This window comes from Curtobacterium flaccumfaciens (assembly GCF_018598405.1).
In the GTDB taxonomy this organism is placed as follows: Bacteria; Actinomycetota; Actinomycetes; order Actinomycetales; family Microbacteriaceae; genus Curtobacterium; species Curtobacterium aurantiacum.
Genome location: NZ_JAHEWS010000041.1, coordinates 1 through 14,426, shown reverse-complemented (window position 1 = coordinate 14,426; position 14,426 = coordinate 1). Strand labels below are relative to the sequence as shown.

Here is a 14,426-nt window from a genome sequence, read left to right as displayed (position 1 = left end):
GGGGTTGGCTGCTGGGTGCGGCGCTGCAAGCGCGCACGGGGCCGCCAAGCGGGCACGGGTTGCGCAGGTGCGCACGGCGCGCTTGCCGCCGCCGCTCGCTCCGCTCCCGGCCGACTCTGAGCGGGCGCTCAGTCATCCGACGCCGGGGCTTCGTAGTGTTGCAGTCCACGACCGGTCCGACCGGACCGACCGTGCACCCGAAGGAGCATCGACCATGGGATTCCTCGACCGCCTGCTCGGACGTCCGGAGCGCGACCGATCCGCCGACGCACAGCAGAACCAGTGGGGGCAGCCGCCGCAGCAGCCGGGCTACCGGTACGGCCAGCAGTCCTACCAGCAGCCGGCGCCGTCCGCACCGCAGGGCGGGGGCGACCAGTACGGCGTCCCGCAGTGGGGCGGCGCACCCACGCAGCAGCAGGGGGCGACGACCGACGACGAGCGTGCCGTCGAGCGCTACCGGTACCTGCTCCGCACCGCACCGCCGGAGCGCATCGAAGAGGTGCACGCCGAGGCCTTCGCGAAGCTGACCGACGAGCAGCGCCGGATGGTCTACGACGAGTTCACCCGGACGGCCCCTCCCGGTGAGGCGCCCCGAGGCGACGACCCGCGGTCGCTCGCGCAGTCGGCGACCCGCTCCGAGATCCGCCAGCCGGGCTTCATGGAGCGATCGCTCGGCGGCGTCGGCGGTGGGGCCGGCGGACGCTTCGGTGGGCAGCGCGGCGGACCGTCGTTCGGCAGCATGATCGGGGCCTCGATCCTCGGGACGGTGGCCGGGTACGTCATCGGTTCGGCGATCATGAGCGCCTTCCTGCCCGACCCCGGATCGTTCGATGGCGGTACCGACGCTGCGGGTGACGGTGGTTCGGAGGACACTGGTGCTGATTCCGGCGACGCCGGTGCGTCGGACGCTGGCGCATCCGACGGCGGCGGCTTCGAGAGTGCGGGCTGGGGCGACAGCGGATCCGACTTCGGTGGCGGTGGCTTCAGCGACTTCGGTGGTGGTGACTTCGACGTCTGAGTGACGTCCGTCGCTCCACCGACCCACTGATATTCTCCGTGGTCGACGAAGGAGCGACATGGCCATCATCGAAGCCTCCGGGCTGACCAAGACCTACCGGTCGAAGTCCGGGCCGGTGCACGCACTGGCCGGACTCGACCTGTCGGTGCCGCAGGGCACCGTGACGGCACTGCTCGGGCCGAACGGCGCGGGCAAGACCACGGTCGTGAAGGTGCTCACCACCCTGATCACGCCCGACTCGGGCACCGCGACGATCGACGGCATCGACGTGATCGCCGACCCGCAGGCCACCCGGCGGTCGATCGGGGTCTCCGGCCAGTACGCGGCGGTCGACGAGAACCTGACCGGGTTCGAGAACCTCGAGATGATCGGGCGGCTGTACCACCTGGGGCGCCGGACCTCGCGCGAACGTGCTCGCGAGCTCATCGACGTGTTCGACCTCTCCGAGGCGGGGGACCGTCCGGTGAAGGGGTTCTCCGGCGGCATGCGGCGGCGCATCGACCTCGCCGGCGCGCTCGTGATGAACCCGCGCGTGCTGTTCCTCGACGAACCGACGACAGGCCTCGACCCCCGCAGCCGGCTGGCGCTCTGGGGCATCATCGAGGACCTCGTGGCCGAGGGCGCGACGGTGCTGCTCACCACCCAGTACCTGGAAGAAGCCGACCGGCTCGCCGACGACATCGCGGTCATCGACGGCGGGGCGGTCATCGCCGAGGGCACAGCCGACCAGCTCAAGGCGCAGGTCGGCGGGCACCGGGTGGTCGTGACCCTGGTCGACGAGGCCGACGGCGACGCGGCGACCACGGTGCTCGGCCGGTACGGGGTCGGCGAGGTCGAGACCTCGGGCGACGGCCGCACCCGCGCCATCGCGGTGGAGGCCGGGCCGGCAGCCCTGCAGCGCGTGCTCGCCGACCTGGGTGAGGCCGGCATCGGACTCCACGACGCCGGCATGCGCCGCCCGACGCTCGACGACGTCTTCCTGCGCCTGACCGGGCACGCCGCGACGGACGACGACGCCGACGGACCCGCGGCCACCAAGCAGAAGGAGGTGGCACGATGACCGCCACGTCCCTCGCCCCGGGCCGCCAGCTGCCCGTCGTCGTCACCTCGCCGCTCGCCGTCTGGCTCGAGGACGGCTGGACCGTCACCAAGCGGAACCTCATCAAGCTCAAGCGGTCCCCGGACATGCTCGTGTTCGCCGTGCTGCAGCCGATCATGTTCGTGCTGCTGTTCAGCCAGGTCTACGGCGGCGCGATCCAGGTGCAGGGGACGGACTACACGCAGTTCCTGATGGCGGGGATCTTCGCGCAGACCGTGGTGTTCGGCGCGACGTTCTCCGGCTCGGCCATGGCGCAGGACCTGAAGGAAGGGCTGATCGACCGGTTCCGCACGCTGCCGATGTCGGCGTCCGCGGTGCTCGTCGGGCGTACCAACTCCGACCTCGTGCTCAACTCGATCTCGATGGCGATCATGATGCTCACCGGGCTGGCGGTCGGGTGGCGGGTGAACTCGTCGCCGCTCGAGTTCCTGGCCGGCATCGCCCTGCTGCTGCTCTTCAGCTACGCGTTCAGCTGGGTGATGGCGCTGCTCGGCATGAGCGTCAAGACGCCGGAGGTCATCAACAACGCCTCGTTCATGATCCTGTTCCCGCTGACGTTCATCTCGAACGCGTTCGTGCCGAGCGACACCCTGCCGCTGGTGCTGCGTGTGTTCGCGGAGTGGAACCCGGTGTCGTCGCTCGTGCAGGCCGCGCGGGAGCTGTTCGGGAACGTCGGGTCCGCCCCGGTGCCGGACATCTGGACGATGCAGCACCCCGTGCTGACGGTGCTGATCGGCATCGCCGTGATGCTCGTGGTGTTCGTGCCGTGGGCGGTGAACAAGTACACCCGCATCAGCGCGAAGTGAAGCCATGGGCGGTCAACAAGGCTGCGCCATCCACCCCCAGGATCAGTGCGAAGTGAGGCCATGGGCGGTCAACGAGGCTGCGCCATCCACCCCCAGGATCAGCGGGAAGTGAGGCCGGCGTGGGCGCTCAGAGCAGCTTGCGCTGCAGCGCCCACGCGGTCAGCTCGTGCCGGTTCGACAGCTGGAGCTTCCGCAGGACCTTCGACACGTGCGTCTCGACGGTCTTCACCGAGATGAACAGCTCCGTCGCGACCTCCTTGTAGGCGTACCCGCGCGCGATGAGCCGCATGACCTCCTGCTCGCGGGCGGACAGGCGGTCCAGCTCGGCATCGTGCTGGGCCGTCTCGCCACTGACCGCCCCGAAGGCGTCGAGGACGAAGCCGGCGAGCCGCGGCGAGAACACGGCGTCCCCGTCCGCCACGCGGGTGACGGCCTCGGCGACCTCGGCACTCGACGAACTCTTCGTGATGTACCCGCGGGCGCCGGCGCGGATGACCCGCACCACGTCGTCGGCGGCGTCCGACACGCTCAGCGCCAGGAACCGGGTGTCCGGGTTCTCCGATGCCGACCGCGTGATCACCTCGGCACCGCCGCCGCCGGCACCGCCCGGCAGGTGCACGTCGAGCAGGACGACGCGCGGTCGCGTGGCCGCGACGACCCTCACGGCCTCGTCGACGGTCGCCGCCTCACCCACGACCTGGAGGCCCGGTGGCAGCCCGGCGCGCACGCCGGCCCGGAAGATGGAGTGGTCGTCGACGATCGCGACCGTCAACGGGGCGGGCTCGGTCATGCGTGCTCCTCGTCGTGGCTCGCGGAGGCGAGCGGCAGGGTCAGTCGGACCTCGGTGCCGGTGCGGCCCGGTCCGGGCGCGATGGTCGCGTGGCCGCCGAGTCGCTGCATGCGGCCGACGATCGACTCACGGACGCCGTACCGGCCGACCGGCACCGTGTCGACGTCGAACCCCGGGCCGCGGTCGCGGATGCTGATCTCGGCCCGGTCGCGAGCGGTCTCGGCGTAGACGCTGACGGTCCCACCGGCGTGCCGTGCGGCGTTGAGCATCGCCTCGCGGGCGGCGGAGACGAGCCCGTCCGGCAGGTCGCTGCGGGCGGGTCCGACCGCGATGACCTCGATGCGGGCGGGGTACTCGGCCTCGATGTCCACGGCCGCGTCCCGCAGCTGCGTGCCGAGGTCGCGCGCCGGTTCCGCCTGCTCGGTGAAGAGCCAGGACCGCAGCTCGCGCTCCTGCGCCCGTGCCAGCCGCGCCGCGTCCGAACCCGGCTCGGCCTTCTGCTGGATGAGGGCCAGGGTCTGCAACACCGAGTCGTGCAGGTGCGCCGCGAACTCGGCCCGCTCGAGGTCGCGGACGCGGGCGGCGCGTTCCTCGGCGAGGTCGCGGACGAGCCGGACCACCCACGGGGCGACGACGACGGCCACACCGACCAGGACGGCCACCGCGGCGGTCAGCACGGTCCAGACGTTCGGCCGGGTGCTCGTCGTGAAGAAGAGCAGGATGCCGAGGACGACCAGCACCAGGGCACCGAGTGCCCGGACGACGAGGGTGGAGGACGCGGCCGAGCGGACGTCGCGGAGCGCGTCGAACTGCCGCCAGGCGAGCGCGGCCCCGGTGACGACCACGACGCCGGGCACGATGACCTCGAGGGGGACCGCCACGCCCATCCGCGCGGCGACGACGGCCCCGGCAGCGGCGAGCAGGGCGACCCCGAGCAGGATCTCGACGACCGGGGTCCGACGGGCGGACACGGGGTCCTCGTCGACGTCGGCTGCCGGGGTCAGCACGGACCCGCGCGCCGCGCTTCCGGCGGCTGGCCCTGCGGCCGCGCTCGGGACGGTCGCCCAGAGCCAGGCGTAGAGCAGCAGCCCGGCGCCGCCGCAGACCACGAGGACCGCCGTGGCGAGCCGGACGGCCCCGACCGGCAGACCGGTGTGGGCCGCGAACCCGCTGCAGACACCACCGACGACCCTGGGGGTCGGGCGCGTCATCGTCGCGGTGGCCATGGGCCAATCCTGGCACCCGGACGGCCGCAGCAGCAGGGTCGCGGGGCCGGGATCAGGGTCCGGTCAGGGGGAACCCCGATGGTGTCGGCGCGCCGCTGCCGGGATGCTGGTGGCCATGACCGATCACCAGCACGACTCCGCTCCCGGCACCGCTGCCGGCAGCGCCGACTCGACGACCCGGTTCTTCGACTGGGTCCGCGGCCTCGGCATCACCCGCACCGACGACCGCTGGCTCGCCGGTGTGTGCGGTGCCGTGGCCCGCCGCACCGGCCTCGACCCGCTCGTGGTCCGTGGGGTGACGATCGTCGTCGCGCTGCTGGGCGGCCCGGTCTTCCTCGCCTACGCCGTCGGCTGGGCGTTGCTCCCCGACACCGCCGGACGCATCCACGTCGAACGGATGATCCGCGGCGTCCTCGACCCGGCGCTCATCGCGATCGGTGCGTTCGTGGCGCTGACCTTCGTGCCCGCGACCCGGGGGATCTGGTGGCAGGGGGTCCCGGACGCCTGGCGCATGCCCGCCTGGCTCGAGGCCACCCTGGCCACCGCGTGGAGCATCGTGCTCGTCGGCGGGATCGTCTGGCTCATCGTGGTCCTGGCTCGACGTGGTGTGGACGGAGAGCGGACCGCGAACGCGCACCCCGACCCGGCCGCTGCCCCACGGGGAGACTTCTGGACCAGCCCCGAGGAGCCGCGCCCGGCCCGAGCCGCGTGGACCGCGGAGGCGACCGGCGCGACGGACGCGGGTCGGGCCTCCTGGCAGTGGGACGTGCCCGTGAGCCCCGAGGACCGGCGGCGGCAGCACGAGGAGCGGATGCGCGCAGACCGGGAGCGGATGGCCGAGTGGCGCGCCGTCCGGGCGGAGCGACGCCCGGGGGCGGCGTACGTGGCGGTGTCCCTCGGACTCGCACTCGTCGCCGGAGCCGGTGTGGCGGTCTGGGCGCAGCAGGCCGGGTGGTCCGTCCCGGTCCTCGGGATCGCGGCCGCGCTCGGGGTGCTGGCGGTCGCGACGATCGTCGCCGGGGTCCGCGGCCGGGACGACGGCGTGCTCGGCCTGTTCTCCACCGTCGCGGCCGTGGCCCTCGTCGTCACAGGTGTCCTGCCCGCCGGCACGCAGGTCTCGCTGATCGGCGGCACCACGTGGCAGGTGGAACGCGCCGTACCCGGCACCGAACGGAACTTCGCGATGCTCGCCGGCGGGCCCACCCTGGACCTCCGCGGACTCGAGCCCACAGCGGCTGGCGGCGACGTGAACCTCTGGCTGGGCGCCGGCGGGGCCGAGGTGCTGCTGCCGACCGACCTGCCGGTCCGGGTCGAGGTGAGCGGTGTCGGGTACGGGGTCGACACCGGCGGCGCCGAGGACGGCGAGGGCACCGGTGGGGTGCTCCGGACCACCACGCTCGAGAACCGTGCGGCACGCACGGCCGATGCGGACGAGACCACGACCGTGCACCTGTGGATCCTCGGCGGCGGCGTCGAGGTGCCCCGGGCGATCACGGTCGGCGAGTGAGGAACGGGACCATGACGAACGACGACACGACGACCAACGACACGGCGAGGAACGACGCCACCGGGCCGGTGGCGGCCCCGGCCGCTCCGGACGGGGCGGTCGGCCGACCCGGGCACGGCGGCGCACGCTTCGGCACGATCCTCTGGGGTGTCGTGCTCCTGGTGTTCGCCGGGGCGATGGCCGTGAGCGCGCTGCCGATGTTCTCAGTGGACACCACGACCCTGCTGTTGGCCGCCTGCATCGCCGCCGGTGTGCTGCTGGTCGTCGCCGGGATCGTGGCGGCCCTGTCCCGCACACGGCGGTAGTCCGACCCCGCCGTCCACAGGGCCGTCCGGGTGTGCACGTGGGCCACCCGGACGGCTTAGCATCATCCACGTGACCGCGACAGAAGCCGAGCGGGCCGCCCAGCGCGACGCCACCGAGCAGCCCCTCGACCGCAGCACCCGCCTGCGTCGGTGGATGCTGCACGGGGCCGACCAGGGCGCCTCCCACCAGGGTCCGCACCAGGTCGAGGTCGAGAAGACCCACCCGTGGTGGCGGGTCATGTGCCTGACCGGCGTCGACTACTTCTCCACCCTCGGGTACCAGCCGGCCATCGCCGCGCTCGCCGCGGGCCTGCTGTCGCCGATCGCGACGATCGTGCTCGTCCTCGTCACGCTGTTCGGGGCGCTGCCGGTGTACCGGCGGATCGCCCACGACAGCTTCCGGGGCGCCGGGTCGATCATGATGCTCGAGAAGCTCCTGCCGTGGTGGGCCGGCAAGCTCCTCGTGCTCGTGCTGCTCGGGTTCGCCGTGACGGACTTCATGATCACGATGACGCTGTCGGCCGCCGATGCCACAGCCCACATCGCCGAGAACCCGTACACCCCGCACTGGTTCACCGAGATCCCGGTGCCGCTCACCCTGGCGCTGCTGCTCCTGCTCGGCATCGTGTTCCTGCGTGGGTTCAAGGAAGCCATCGGCATCGCGGTGGGGCTCGTCGCCGTCTTCCTCGCGCTGAACGCCGTCGTCATCGTCGTGTCCCTCTGGCACGTGTTCGAGAACCCGATGGTGGCGAGCGACTGGTGGTCCGGGCTCACCGCCCAGCACGGCAACCCCCTCGTGATGGTCGGCATCGCCCTGATCGTGTTCCCGAAGCTCGCGCTCGGCCTCTCCGGCTTCGAGACCGGCGTCGCGGTGATGCCGCAGGTCCGCGGGGACGCCACCGACGACACGAGCGACCGACCCGAGGGCCGGATCCGTGGCACCAAGCGACTCCTGACCGTCGCGGCGCTCATCATGAGCTCGTTCCTCATCACCTCGTCGATCGTGACGACGTTCCTCATCCCGCAAGCCGAGTTCCAGCCGGGCGGCGGGGCGAACGGCCGTGCGCTGGCCTACCTGGCGCACGAGTACCTGGGGGGCGTGTTCGGGTCGGTCTACGACTTCTCGACGGTCGCCATCCTGTGGTTCGCCGGTGCGAGCGCGATGGCGGGGCTCCTCAACCTGGTGCCGCGGTTCCTGCCCCGCTACGGCATGGCGCCGCAGTGGGCACGGGCGGTGCGTCCCCTCGTGATCATCTTCACGCTCATCGCGTTCGTGATCACCATCATCTTCCAGGCCGACGTCGACGCCCAGGGCGGTGCCTACGCCACCGGCGTGCTGGTGCTGATCACCAGCGCCGCCGTGGCCGTGACGCTGTCGGCGCGCCGGAAGCAGCAGCGCAAGCGCACCATCGCGTTCGGCGTGATCTCGGTCGTGTTCGTCTACACCACGGTCGCCAACGTCATCGAGCGACCCGACGGCGTGCGGATCGCGGCGATCTTCATCATCGCGATCGTCGTCGTGTCGCTCATCTCGCGCGTGCGCCGCTCGTTCGAGCTCCGTGCGTCGTCGATCGAGCTCGACGCGACCGCCCGGCAGTTCGTCGAGGCCGACGCCGACCAGTTCAGCTCCGTCTGCATCATCGCGAACGAACCCGGTGCCGGCACGGCCGAGGCGTACCGGTCGAAGGGGCGCGAGGAACGTCGCGACTCCGGCATCCCGGCGCGCGTGCCGACCATGTTCCTCGAGGTCCTGCCCGCCGACTCCTCCGACTTCGAGGAGGACCTGCTGGTCGAGGGCCACGTCATCCACGGGTTCCGCGTGCTGAAGGTCCGGTCCGGCAACGTCCCGAACACCATCGCGTCGACGCTCCTCGCCATCCGCGACATCGCCGGGGTCGTGCCGAGCATCTACTTCGAGTGGAACGAGGGCAGTCCGATCCGGAACGCCCTGCGCTTCGTGTTCACGGGGGCCGGCGACGTCGCCCCCGTGACCCGCGAGGTCCTGCGTGAAGCCGAGCCCGAGGTCAACCGGCGGCCGAGCGTCCACGTCTCGTGAGCCGCGGACCGGGCGCGGGGCGTGCCTCCAGGCCGATCGGCGGTCTGGCGGCGATCGCCGTCGCCGCCGCGGTGTGGGGAACCACCGGGACCGCGACGCACTTCGCGCCCGGCGTGCCCGCGTTCGTGTTCGGTGCGGTGACCTTCGGGCTCGGCGGGCTGGTGCTCGCCGCGACCGCGGGGCAGGGGACCCTGCGTGCCGTCGCACAGCGCCGCACCCGCGGCTGGGCGCTGCTCGGTGCCGCGTCACTCGTGGTCTACGCGGTCGCGTTCTACGCGGCCCTCGCCGATGCGGGGGTCGCGCTCGGCACGACGCTGGCCATCGGGTCGTCACCCGTCTTCGCCGGCCTCGTCGAGTGGGTCGCTGACCGGAGGCGCGTCTCCCGCCGCTGGGTCGTCGCCACCCTGGTGAGCGTGGTCGGCATGGTCGTCGTCACCCTTGCGCGCTCGGAGCACGACGACGGCGGGCGGTCGCTCGCGGTCGGCGTCGGCAGTGCCCTGGTCGCCGGTCTGACGTACGCGCTGTACTCGTGGGCGGTGGCGCGGGGGATGCACGCCGCGACGAGTCGGATGCCCCTCGCCGTCAGCGCCGTCGTGGGCGGGACGGCCGGGGGCGGCAGCACGGAGCTCGGCGGGGACGTCGGGGTCGCGGCGGCACGGGCTGCCCGCGGGCCGAACGAACGCGGGCTCGTCGGCGCGGTGTTCGGGGTGGCCGCGGTGCCGCTCGTCGTGCTCGCCGTCGCGGCCGGCGGGCCGTTCCTGGTCGAGGCCGGCAACTGGCCGGTGTTCCTCTACCTGGCGCTCGTGCCGACGGTGGTCGGCCACTCGCTGTACGCGTTCGGACTCCGGACCGCGACCGCCTCGGTCGCGACGCTGCTGTCCCTGCTCGAACCCGTCGTGGCGGCGGTGCTCGCTGTGCTCGTGGTGGGGGAGCACCTCGGCCTCGGCGGGTGGGGCGGCATCGTCCTGGTGGTGGTCGGCCTGTCCGTGCTCGCGCTCCCCGAACGCCGGGCCGGCTGAACCCGGGTCGGTCCGCCGCCGCTCGTCAGCTGGCAGTGCGTCAGCCGTCGAGGATCTGGTCCCGCACCTTCCGCCGCAGCACCTTGCCGATCATCGAGCGCGGCAGGTCCTCGACCACGACCACGCGACGCGGCACCTTGTACGCCGCCAGGTGCTCGCGCGACCAGGCCCGCAGTGCCGCGGGGTCGAACGAAGACGGGTCCTTCGGCACGACCGCGGCGACGACCTGCTCGTTGCCGCCCTGCGTGATGCCGACGACCGCGACCTCCTTGACGCTGGGGTGCTTGAGCAGCGTGTCCTCGACCTCGGACGGCGACACGTTGAAGCCGCCGGTGATGATGAGTTCCTTGAGGCGGTCGACGATCCGGACGTACCCGTCGGCGTCGATCGCCACGATGTCGCCGGTGCGGAACCAGCCGTCGGGCGTGAAGACCTCGTCGGTCGCCTCGGCCTTGCCCCAGTACCCGCGGAACACCTGCGGGCCACGGACCTGCAGCTCGCCGGGCTCGTCGATGCCGAGCACCTTCGTGTCGTCGTCGGGGTCGACCACGCGCGCCTCGGTGGAGGACAACGGCAGGCCGATCGACCCGAGTCGACGCTCCGGGGAGACCGGGTTGGCCATCAGGACCGGGGAGCACTCGGACAGGCCGTACCCCTCGACCAGGTAGCCGTCGGTCCGGGCCTCCCACGGTTCGACGATGTCCTGCGACAGCGGCATGGCACCGGAGATGCCGATCTCGATGCCCTTCAACGACACCTTCGCCGAGTCGGCCGCGTGCTGCAACCGGGCGTAGATCGGCGGCACGGCCGGCAGGAACGTCGGTGGGTGCCGCTTGATCGCGGTGAGGACGAGGGCGGGGTCGAACGCGGGGAAGAGCACGAGCCGCGAGGCCATGCTCATCGCGAAGGTCAGGCAGAGCGTCAGGCCGTAGGCGTGGAACATCGGCAGCACCGCGTACACGACGTTGTCACCGCGACGGATCTGCGGCACCCATGCCCGGGCCTGGGCGGCGTTCGCCAGCAGGTTCCGGTGGGTCAGGACCGCACCCTTCGGGGTCCCGGTGGTGCCGGACGTGTACTGGATCAGCGCGATGTCGTCGGTGGCGGGTCGCGGGTGACGCTTCGAGAGCTTGCGGGTGTCGGCGAGGTCGTCCCACTTGACCGTGCCACGCACCTTCGCCGTCAGCTTCGCGCGGGACTCGCGGGCCTTCGCGACCGGCAGCGACAGGGCGAGCCGGGTGCTCCGGGGCATGGCACGCGTGATGTCGACGGAGACGATCGCGTCGAGGTGCACGTCGGCCGGGAAGTCCTGCAGCGTCGCGACGGACTTGTCCCACGCGATGGCGACCTTGGCCCCGTGGTCCTCGAACTGGTGGCGGAGCTCCCGCGGCGTGTACAGCGGGTTGTGCTCGACCACGACCGCGCCGAGCCGCAGCACCGCGTAGAACGCCACGATGTGCTGCGGACAGTTCGGCAGGACGATGGCGACGCGGTCACCCGCGCCCACGCCGAGCTTCCGCAGGCCGTTCGCCGCGCGGAGGATCTGCTCCTCGAGGTCGGCGTAGCTCGTGGTGCGCTTGAAGAACTCGAGGGCGACCTGCCTGGGGAACGTCCGGGCCGACTGCTCGACCAGGTCGTACAGGGAACCACTCTGTTCCTCGATGTCGTGCGGGACCCCCGGGGCGTACGAGGCAAGCCAGGGACGAGGCGTGTCGATGCTCACCCGACCCAACCTAGTGGGCGACCCCCGTGCACGCTGGGAGGGCCACTTTGCGCGATGCCACCCCCGGACCCAGGCCACGGACGGAACATGACGACATGTCCACTGTCTCCGATGTCTTCCGGTCCCGCCTCAACCAGACGTTCACCGGTGGTTCGACCGGCACGGAAGCCTGGATGGACGACCTGGAACACGGCACCGACGCGGGCTTCTTCGGTCCGGGGTCCGCCACGTGGGCCGTGCACGGGGGGAGCCACGGCATCGTCGCCGGCGTGCGGGCACTGCTCGTCCAGGCGCTGCACCCCGGCGCGCTCGCCGGCGTCGCGGACCACTCCCGGTACCGCGAGGACCCGTTCGGTCGCCTGGCTGGCACCAGCCGCTGGATCGCCACCGTCACGTACGGCGACCGACAGACCGCCCGCAGCGGCAGCGACTGGGTGCTCCGGCTGCACGAGCGGGTCCGAGGGCAGTACGTCGACGCGCACGGCACGACCCGCCCCTACGCGGCGAACGACCCGGACCTGGCGCGCTGGGTGCACCTCGCGTTCACCGACGCGTTCCTCCGCGCCGCCCAGCGCTGGGGCGGTCCGATCCCGGGCGGGGCCGACGCCTACGTGCGGGAGTGGGCCGAGGCCGGACGACTCATGCGCATCGTCGACCCGCCCGAGTCCGAGGCGGAGCTCCGTGCGCAGATGAACGGGTACCTCGACCGCGGCGAGCTCCTGGTGGACTCGCGCACCCGTGACGTCGTCCGGTTCATCAAGGACCCGCCGCTGTCCCGCCTGCTGCGACCCGGGTACCGCGCGGTGTTCCAGGGCGCGGTGTCCACGCTCGACCCGCGGCACCGGTCGCTGCTCGGGCTGCGCGCTCCGGTGGTCGGCCCGGTGGAGCTGCCGGTGGTGCGGACCACGAAGCTCGTGCTCGACGGGATCGGTGCGGTGCTCGACGACCAGACCGGTTCCGAACGGGCCGCGCGTCGTCGCATCGCGCGCCTGCAGCGCACCGACGGCAGCGCGGTCGCCTGACCACGGCCCGCCCGAGTCCCGCGCCGGGGCCGAAGACGCCGGCGTCTCCGCGTGACGCCGCCGAATCCGGCGGCGTCACGTCGGTGTGGCGGCGTCGTGCGGACACGCCAGCGTCTCCGCGGCGGTGCGCGTGACGAGAGGACGGACGGGAGGCACGGTGCCAGCTGGCACCGTGCCTCCCGTCCGCTCGTGGGGGCGTCAGAAACCCGACGGCACCCGGGGCGTGTACGCGGACTCGAGTCGCGTGACCTCGGCGGCGGTGAGCGTCAGCGAGGCGGCTGCGACCGCGTCGTCGATGTGGTGCTCCTTCGTCGCTCCGAGGATGGGCGCGGAGACCGCGGACTTGCCGGCGACCCAGGCCAGGGCGACCTGCGCCATCGGGACGCCGCGCTCGGTGGCGACGGCCTCGACCGCGTCGACGATCGCACGGTTGGCGTCCTCGTCCTGCTTGTAGAGGGTCTTGCCGAACTCGTCGGTCTGCGCGCGCGAGCCCGACCCGGAGGCGTCCCAGGGGCGGGTGACGCGGCCGCGGGCGAGGGGGCTCCACGGGATCACGCCGACACCCGTGTGCTCGCAGAAGGGGAGCATCTCGCGCTCCTCCTCGCGTTCGAGCAGGTTGTACTGGTCCTGCATGCTCACGAACTTCGTCCAGCCGTGGCGTTCCGCGGTGTGCTGCATCTCGGCGAACTGCCACGTCCACATGCTGCTCGCGCCGATGTAGCGCGCCTTGCCGGCCTTGACGACGTCGTGGAGGGCCTCCATGGTCTCCTCGATCGGCGTCACCGGGTCGAACCGGTGGATCTGGTACAGGTCGACGTAGTCCGTGCCCAGGCGGGTCAGGGAGGCGTCGATCTCGTGCATGATCGCCGCACGGGACAGCCCGGCGCCGTTCCGACCGGGGCGCATCCGGTTGAAGACCTTCGTGAAGACCTGGACGTCCTCGCGCGGGGCCAGCTCGGCGAGGAGCGTGCCGGTGATCTCCTCACTGCTGCCGTCCGAGTACACGTTCGCGGTGTCGAAGGTCGTGATGCCGGCCTCGAACGCGCGGCGGACGAAGGGGCGGGCCTCGTCGATGCCGACGCTCCAGGCGTGCGAGCCCCGGTCCGGGTCGCCGTAGGACATCATGCCGAGGACGACGCTGCTGATCTCGAGCCCCGAGTTGCCGAGGCGCTTCGTGTCGGTGGTCATGTTGCTCGTGTCGCTCGTCTCCGTGGTCGTGCCGCTCGTGTCTGAGGTCATGCCGTCACTCTGGCATCGCGGCCTGTGACGGCGAGCAGGCGGACCTGGAGCGGGGCGTCCTCGGTGACGTCGACCGGGGGTGCGTAGAGGCCGGTGGCCGCGAGGTCCTCGATCTGCGGCTCGAAGTACTCCCACACCGCGCGGACGAGGTCGTCGGGCAGTGACTCCTCGGTGCCGGTCGCCCGCGCGAGGTCCCAGGTGTGGATCGTGATGTCGCTCGTCTGCTCCGTGAGGTACTGCGCGGCGGGCACGACGTCGGTGCTGAGGTGCACGGGGGTGTCCTGCGGGGCGTTCCGCCAGGCCTCGGTGGCGGCGGTGGCGAAGCGGTGCCACTCGGCCACCAGGTCGTCGCCGATCGGCTCGAGGTCGGCCTGGGCCTGGGCGTAGTCGCACCCGGTCAAGAGCTTCGGGATCCAGCGCTGCTCGTCGACGACGTGGGCGACGAGGTCACGGGTGGTCCACTCGGAGTCGGGTGTGGCGGCGTCCCAGTCGGTGACGGCGGCGACGCGGCGGCCGAACTCGGCTGCCGCGAGGGCCTGCATCGCGATCCAGTCGGTGGCCATGGGTGCTCCTGTTCGTCGTGCGGGTGGTGCGGGGGCGTGGGGTGGTGCAGGGC

General features: G+C 72.2%; 13 protein-coding genes. 8 read left to right on the top strand and 5 right to left on the bottom strand.

Annotation, left to right across the window (positions count from 1 at the left end):
• Positions 1-214 precede the first annotated feature (214 nt).
• Genes KK097_RS17125 through KK097_RS17115 form a run of 3 tightly spaced genes read left to right on the top strand, consistent with a single transcriptional unit; the run spans position 215 to position 2,923 of the window.
• A complete protein-coding gene (locus KK097_RS17125; RefSeq protein WP_214545554.1) occupies positions 215-1,018 on the top strand; it encodes a hypothetical protein in 804 nt (267 codons plus the stop codon).
• 58 nt (positions 1,019-1,076) lie between these two features.
• Positions 1,077-2,078: an efflux ABC transporter ATPase subunit, DrrA-related gene (locus KK097_RS17120; protein WP_214545553.1), complete on the top strand. Its 1,002-nt coding sequence runs from the start codon at positions 1,077-1,079 to the stop codon at positions 2,076-2,078.
• Complete coding sequence (locus KK097_RS17115; RefSeq protein WP_214531658.1) at positions 2,075-2,923, top strand: ABC transporter permease; 849 nt, start codon at positions 2,075-2,077, stop codon at positions 2,921-2,923. The genes KK097_RS17120 and KK097_RS17115 overlap by 4 nt, the downstream gene beginning before the upstream one ends.
• A gap of 127 nt (positions 2,924-3,050) precedes the next feature.
• Here KK097_RS17115 and KK097_RS17110 read toward each other — a convergent pair whose 3' ends face one another.
• Together KK097_RS17110 and KK097_RS17105 are read right to left on the bottom strand one after the other, a co-directional pair.
• Entirely contained in the window at positions 3,051-3,713 is a 663-nt protein-coding gene (locus tag KK097_RS17110; protein WP_214545552.1) for a LuxR C-terminal-related transcriptional regulator, read from the bottom strand.
• Positions 3,710-4,939, bottom strand: coding sequence for an ATP-binding protein (locus KK097_RS17105; protein ID WP_214531660.1), 1,230 nt, complete (start codon positions 4,937-4,939; stop codon positions 3,710-3,712). The genes KK097_RS17110 and KK097_RS17105 overlap by 4 nt, the downstream gene beginning before the upstream one ends.
• Positions 4,940-5,054: 115 nt before the next feature.
• Between KK097_RS17105 and KK097_RS17100 the strand changes: the two genes are divergently transcribed.
• The 4 genes from KK097_RS17100 (at position 5,055) to KK097_RS17085 (ending at position 9,826) form a co-directional block, all read left to right on the top strand.
• Positions 5,055-6,446: a PspC domain-containing protein gene (locus tag KK097_RS17100; protein WP_214545551.1), complete on the top strand. Its 1,392-nt coding sequence runs from the start codon at positions 5,055-5,057 to the stop codon at positions 6,444-6,446.
• A gap of 11 nt (positions 6,447-6,457) precedes the next feature.
• Positions 6,458-6,751, top strand: a complete 294-nt coding sequence (locus tag KK097_RS17095; protein ID WP_214531662.1) for a hypothetical protein — start codon at positions 6,458-6,460, stop codon at positions 6,749-6,751.
• Between the two features lie 154 nt (positions 6,752-6,905).
• Positions 6,906-8,807 carry an APC family permease gene (locus KK097_RS17090; protein WP_250893493.1) on the top strand — a complete coding sequence of 634 codons (1,902 nt, stop codon included), beginning with the start codon at positions 6,906-6,908 and terminating at the stop codon, positions 8,805-8,807.
• A complete protein-coding gene (locus tag KK097_RS17085) occupies positions 8,804-9,826 on the top strand; it encodes an EamA family transporter (protein ID WP_214545550.1) in 1,023 nt (340 codons plus the stop codon). The genes KK097_RS17090 and KK097_RS17085 overlap by 4 nt, the downstream gene beginning before the upstream one ends.
• Before the next feature lie 40 nt (positions 9,827-9,866).
• On the opposite strand, the gene KK097_RS17080 is transcribed toward KK097_RS17085, so the two are convergent.
• Complete coding sequence (locus KK097_RS17080; RefSeq protein WP_214545549.1) at positions 9,867-11,549, bottom strand: long-chain-fatty-acid--CoA ligase; 1,683 nt, start codon at positions 11,547-11,549, stop codon at positions 9,867-9,869.
• 95 nt (positions 11,550-11,644) lie between these two features.
• Here KK097_RS17080 and KK097_RS17075 point away from each other — a divergent pair, with 95 nt between their 5' ends.
• A complete protein-coding gene (locus tag KK097_RS17075; protein ID WP_214545548.1) occupies positions 11,645-12,571 on the top strand; it encodes an oxygenase MpaB family protein in 927 nt (308 codons plus the stop codon).
• 198 nt (positions 12,572-12,769) lie between these two features.
• Here the strand turns inward: KK097_RS17075 and KK097_RS17070 are convergent, their stop codons facing one another.
• Both KK097_RS17070 and KK097_RS17065 read right to left on the bottom strand, forming a co-directional pair.
• Positions 12,770-13,759, bottom strand: coding sequence for an aldo/keto reductase (locus tag KK097_RS17070; protein WP_214545555.1), 990 nt, complete (start codon positions 13,757-13,759; stop codon positions 12,770-12,772).
• Positions 13,760-13,806: 47 nt separating this feature from the next.
• Positions 13,807-14,373, bottom strand: coding sequence for a TIGR03086 family metal-binding protein (locus KK097_RS17065; protein WP_214531667.1), 567 nt, complete (start codon positions 14,371-14,373; stop codon positions 13,807-13,809).
• Between the last annotated feature and the right edge of the window lie 53 nt (positions 14,374-14,426).

Excerpts from the sequence above, each read along its gene's own strand:
- KK097_RS17100 (WP_214545551.1), top strand. The coding sequence starts at position 5,055 with ATGACCGATCACCAGCACGACTCCGCTCCCGGCACCGCTGCCGGCAGC.
- KK097_RS17120 (WP_214545553.1), top strand. The coding sequence starts at position 1,077 with ATGGCCATCATCGAAGCCTCCGGGCTGACCAAGACCTACCGGTCGAAG.
- KK097_RS17125 (WP_214545554.1), top strand. The coding sequence starts at position 215 with ATGGGATTCCTCGACCGCCTGCTCGGACGTCCGGAGCGCGACCGATCC.
- KK097_RS17070 (WP_214545555.1), bottom strand. The coding sequence starts at position 13,759 with ATGACCACCGACACGAAGCGCCTCGGCAACTCGGGGCTCGAGATCAGC.
- KK097_RS17075 (WP_214545548.1), top strand. The coding sequence starts at position 11,645 with ATGTCCACTGTCTCCGATGTCTTCCGGTCCCGCCTCAACCAGACGTTC.
- KK097_RS17065 (WP_214531667.1), bottom strand. The coding sequence starts at position 14,373 with ATGGCCACCGACTGGATCGCGATGCAGGCCCTCGCGGCAGCCGAGTTC.
- KK097_RS17095 (WP_214531662.1), top strand. The coding sequence starts at position 6,458 with ATGACGAACGACGACACGACGACCAACGACACGGCGAGGAACGACGCC.
- KK097_RS17115 (WP_214531658.1), top strand. The coding sequence starts at position 2,075 with ATGACCGCCACGTCCCTCGCCCCGGGCCGCCAGCTGCCCGTCGTCGTC.
- KK097_RS17110 (WP_214545552.1), bottom strand. The coding sequence starts at position 3,713 with ATGACCGAGCCCGCCCCGTTGACGGTCGCGATCGTCGACGACCACTCC.
- KK097_RS17105 (WP_214531660.1), bottom strand. The coding sequence starts at position 4,939 with ATGGCCACCGCGACGATGACGCGCCCGACCCCCAGGGTCGTCGGTGGT.
- KK097_RS17090 (WP_250893493.1), top strand. The coding sequence starts at position 6,906 with ATGCTGCACGGGGCCGACCAGGGCGCCTCCCACCAGGGTCCGCACCAG.